At 70.7% G+C, this 3,537-nt stretch carries 4 protein-coding genes; all 4 read right to left on the bottom strand.

Annotation, left to right across the window (positions count from 1 at the left end):
• Positions 1 to 809: tetratricopeptide repeat protein (locus E4L96_RS02215; protein ID WP_135205605.1), on the bottom strand; the 809-nt coding region annotated here is incomplete at its 3' end.
• On the bottom strand, positions 806 to 2,086 hold the full coding sequence (locus tag E4L96_RS02210; protein WP_229414191.1) for a glycosyltransferase: 1,281 nt from the start codon (positions 2,084 to 2,086) through the stop codon (positions 806 to 808). The genes E4L96_RS02210 and E4L96_RS02215, both read right to left, overlap by 4 nt.
• The gene (locus E4L96_RS02205; protein WP_229414190.1) at positions 2,083 to 3,015 is read right to left on the bottom strand and encodes a hydrolase 1, exosortase A system-associated; all 933 of its coding nucleotides are present in this window, start codon (positions 3,013 to 3,015) and stop codon (positions 2,083 to 2,085) included. Before E4L96_RS02205 ends, E4L96_RS02210 begins: the two co-directional genes overlap by 4 nt.
• Positions 3,012 to 3,537 (bottom strand): alpha/beta hydrolase family protein (locus E4L96_RS23465; RefSeq protein ID WP_502654448.1); only part of this gene is annotated, 526 nt, incomplete at its 5' end. The genes E4L96_RS02205 and E4L96_RS23465, both read right to left, overlap by 4 nt.

The following is a 3,537-nucleotide window of genomic DNA, read 5'->3' as shown; positions in this document are numbered from 1 at the left end:
GCCAGGGCGGGCGCCGGGCCGCTGGCGGCCGGCGTGTCGCCCTTCGCGCTGGTGCCAGGTGCCGCGGCATCAGACGTGGCCTCGGCGGCTTCCGCGGCCGCCTTCTTCGCGTTGTCGGGCAGGTCGAGCTGTTCGTCGGTCACGTCGGCCCATTTGCCTTCCTTGACCAGCAGGTTTTTCAGCGCCGGCAGTGGGAAGCCGAGCGCATACGCGCGGTGCGCGTACAGGTTGGCCTTCTCGTAGTCCTTGGCGCGGTAGTACAGCAGCCCCACGTTGTAGTTGGCCGCCGCATTGCCCGGTGTGAGTTCCACTGCGGCGAGGTACATCGCGCGCGCATCGTTGTCGCGGCCCTGCTCGCGCAGCCAGTTCGCATAGGCCGTGCGCACCGCCGCGTCCTTCGGCTGGAAGCGCATCGCGCGCTCGAAATAGCACTCGACCGGATAGTGCGCCCCCGCCGGCTGCAGGGTGCGCTCCTTCTTGGCCTGGCGCGCCATCGCCAGCAGCGCCGGAATGTAGTTGGGCAGCGCGCGCAGGGTGTAGTCCATGTCGGCGCCCAGGCTGCCGCGCGCACCGCGCTCGTTGTTCTCGACTTCAGCCGGGAAGTGCACCGACAGCACGATGTTCACGCGGTTGTCGATGTTCCCTTCGCGGTAATCCCATGGGCCGAAGGCGTTGTGCAGTTCCCCGCACGGGCTCTTGCGGCCATGGTTGGTGAGGATCGGATCGGTCGCCTTGCCCGGTGCCGCCCACGCCGGTGCACAGACCGCGGCGGCCAGCAGCGCGCCCGCCAGCAGATAGTGAGCTTTCATCGCACTGCCTCCTGCGCGCGCGCCATCGCGGCGGCCGGGCTGGCGGTGACTTCGTCCAGCAGGGCCGCCAGCTGCAGCGAGCGGGCGCGCCGCGAATTGGCCGCGACCACGGACGGCGTGGGCAAGGGCGCCCGGCCTTCCGCCACCAGGCGCATGAAGTTGAGGATCATTTCCATGATGGCTTCCTTGTTGTCCAGGGGCGCGATGGTGTCGACACCGGCCGCGCGCAGGGTCGCGGCGGTGTCCCCTATGGGATCGGTGAGCGCGAGAATCGGACGGCGCGCGCGCAGGTATTCATACAGCTTGGCCGGAATCTGCTGGTTGCAGTTGCTGGCCTGGAGCACCAGCAGGCCACCCGCACCCAGCATCTCGGCCAGCGCGGTGCGGTAGGCCACGTGCGGGGCCACCTGCACGATGCTGCCAATGCCGTATTTCTCAATCAGGCTGTTCACCAGCTCGTCGTGCGCGGTGGCGCGCAGCGTGATGCGCAGCGTGTCCGGGCCGATGGCGCCTCTGGCCAGCAGCTCGCCCAGCGCCTCGAACAGCACCGTGGGGTCGCGCTCGGACGGGTACACGATGCCGCTGTGGATCAGGTGCAGGGGCCCGGGCGCCGGCGCGGCCACGCCCTGCGCTTCGGCTTCGGTGAAATTCTCTTCGTCGAAACCGTTTTCGATCAGGACGAAGCGGTCGGCCGGCAGGTCCGGGTAGCGCTTGCGGTACTTCTCGATGGTGCCCGGCGTGGTGCACACGATGCGGGTCGCATGCTGCACGGTCTTGCGCTCGACCCAGCCGACCCACTTGCGCACCACTGGATTGGGCGGGTAGTGCGGCTCGGTCATCGGATCGCGCATGTCCGCGATCCAGGGCAGGCCGGTGAGCTTGTGCAGCGTGAGGCCGATCAGGTGCGCGGTGGCGATCGGGTAGGTCGAGAAGATTGCCTGGGCGCGGCGGCGCTTGAGCAGGGAGAGGCCGGCCGGCACACCGCCCAGCCACCAGCTCACCCAGCGGTCCGGTAGCGCGAAGAAGCGCGGATAGCGGCCGCCGATGGCCAGGTGGCGCGCCGAATCGAGCGCGAAGGCGCGCTTGACCTCGACCTCGGCCGGAATGTCCTTGAGCTGGTCGTCGCCGGTCTGCTGGTAGGCGCGCGGATGGGCCGACAGCACCAGCGGCAGCCAGCCCGCCTGCGGCAGGTACTGCGCAAACTTCAGGGTGCGCTGGATCCCGCTGCTGCCTCGCAAGGGCGGGAAGTGGTAGGCGATCATCAATACGCGCTTCATGGTGCGGTCACCTGCTTCGGTTCCTGTTCGTTGACCCATTGGGCGGTCCATGCGGCGACCTGGTCACGCCAGGCGCGCCGCGAGAAGGTGTGGTCGGCCGGATCCAGCCGCTGGCGGCTCACGCGCGGGCCGCCGAGCAGGGCGCGCCAGCGCGGCGAGGCTTGCGTCGCGTCGGTGAATTCCTGCGCGGTGAGGTCGTTGCCGCTGATGATCAGCAGCACGCGGCCCGTGAAGCGCTCCGCGTAGTGCAGCATGCGGTCGGGCAGCGGGCCACTCGGCGCCGCATCGGCGCCTGCGACCGGTGCGGCGGAGGCAGGCCGTGGCTTCAGTGCATCGCGCACGATGCGCAGCAGCGAGCCGGCGGCGGCGCGGTAGTCGAAGCGCCCGGTGGCGATCTTGGTCCACAGCGCGCGGTCCAGCAGGCGGCGGCCGTAGTAGTGCTTGAGGGTCGCGCGGGCCGCGCCTTCCACGCTGCGCACCCAGGGGTTGAGCAGCACCAGGCCGGTCACGCGCGGATCGGCCGGGGCGTACATCACGGCGGCGGTGGCGCCGTCGCACAGACCCCAGATGATCACCTCGCGCAGCGATGGCACATGGCGGCACAGGGCGTCCACACCCGCGCGCAGGTCGTCGTTGACGTCCTCGAAGGTGCGCAGGGCGCCGTCGCTATCGCCCATGCCGCGGTAGTCGAAGCGCAGCACGGGGATGCCCTGATGCGCCAGCGCGCGCGCCAGCAGGGTGAATTGGCGGTGGCTGCCCGCGCGGTACTGCGGGCCGCCAACGACCACCAGCACGCCGCGCGTGGGCGCGCTGGCCGGGGCCGCGGGCAGGCTGGCGATGCCGAACAGCTGCTCGCCGCGGCAGTCGAACGTCAGCGCTTCATCGCGGTAGGCGGCGCCGGTGTGGAGCGGGGCTTCGTCGCGCATCATGCCGGCACTCCCTGCAGCAGTTCCACCGTGGCTGCGGCCATGGCCGGGCTTTCCTCGATTTCCTGGGTACTCCAGAATGGCGCGTTCGGCACCAGGGCTGTGCGTACCGTGATGCCTTGTGTTTCCCAGCCCGCGCTCACGCGCGCCGCGGCCGGGGGCAGCGGGCGTTCGCTGCTGACCACCACCTCGATCCAGTCGACCGGGCAGGGCGGATTCACTTTGGCGGCGCTGATGGCGTCCAGCGACGCGGCCAGGGCCGGGGCCAGTTCGTAGCCCGCGATCTCCAGCGGCGTTCCGCCTTGCAGCTGGGCGCGCAGGGCGCCGGTGCCGCCTTCGGTGGCGCCGCCTTCGCCCAGCATGTCGCCCGCCACCCGCAGGCGCAGGAACTGGGTCAGGAAGCCTTTGCCATCCAGGACCGGTTGCCACAGCAGCAGGCGCGCGGGCTGCAGTGCGGCCGCGCAGTCCAGCGCCAGCAAGCCGCCCAGGCGCAGGCCCCACAGCCCCACCGGCCGGCCAAGGCGC

The sequence above is a fragment of the Zemynaea arenosa genome, from assembly GCF_004614185.1.
Classification (GTDB): Bacteria; Pseudomonadota; Gammaproteobacteria; order Burkholderiales; family Burkholderiaceae_D; genus Telluria; species Telluria arenosa.
This window is presented reverse-complemented; position numbering and strand designations above follow the sequence as displayed.

Bases quoted from the DNA above. Each gene is read 5' to 3' on its own strand.
- E4L96_RS02210 (WP_229414191.1), bottom strand. From the start codon at position 2,086: ATGAAGCGCGTATTGATGATCGCCTACCACTTCCCGCCCTTGCGAGGC.
- E4L96_RS02205 (WP_229414190.1), bottom strand. From the start codon at position 3,015: ATGATGCGCGACGAAGCCCCGCTCCACACCGGCGCCGCCTACCGCGAT.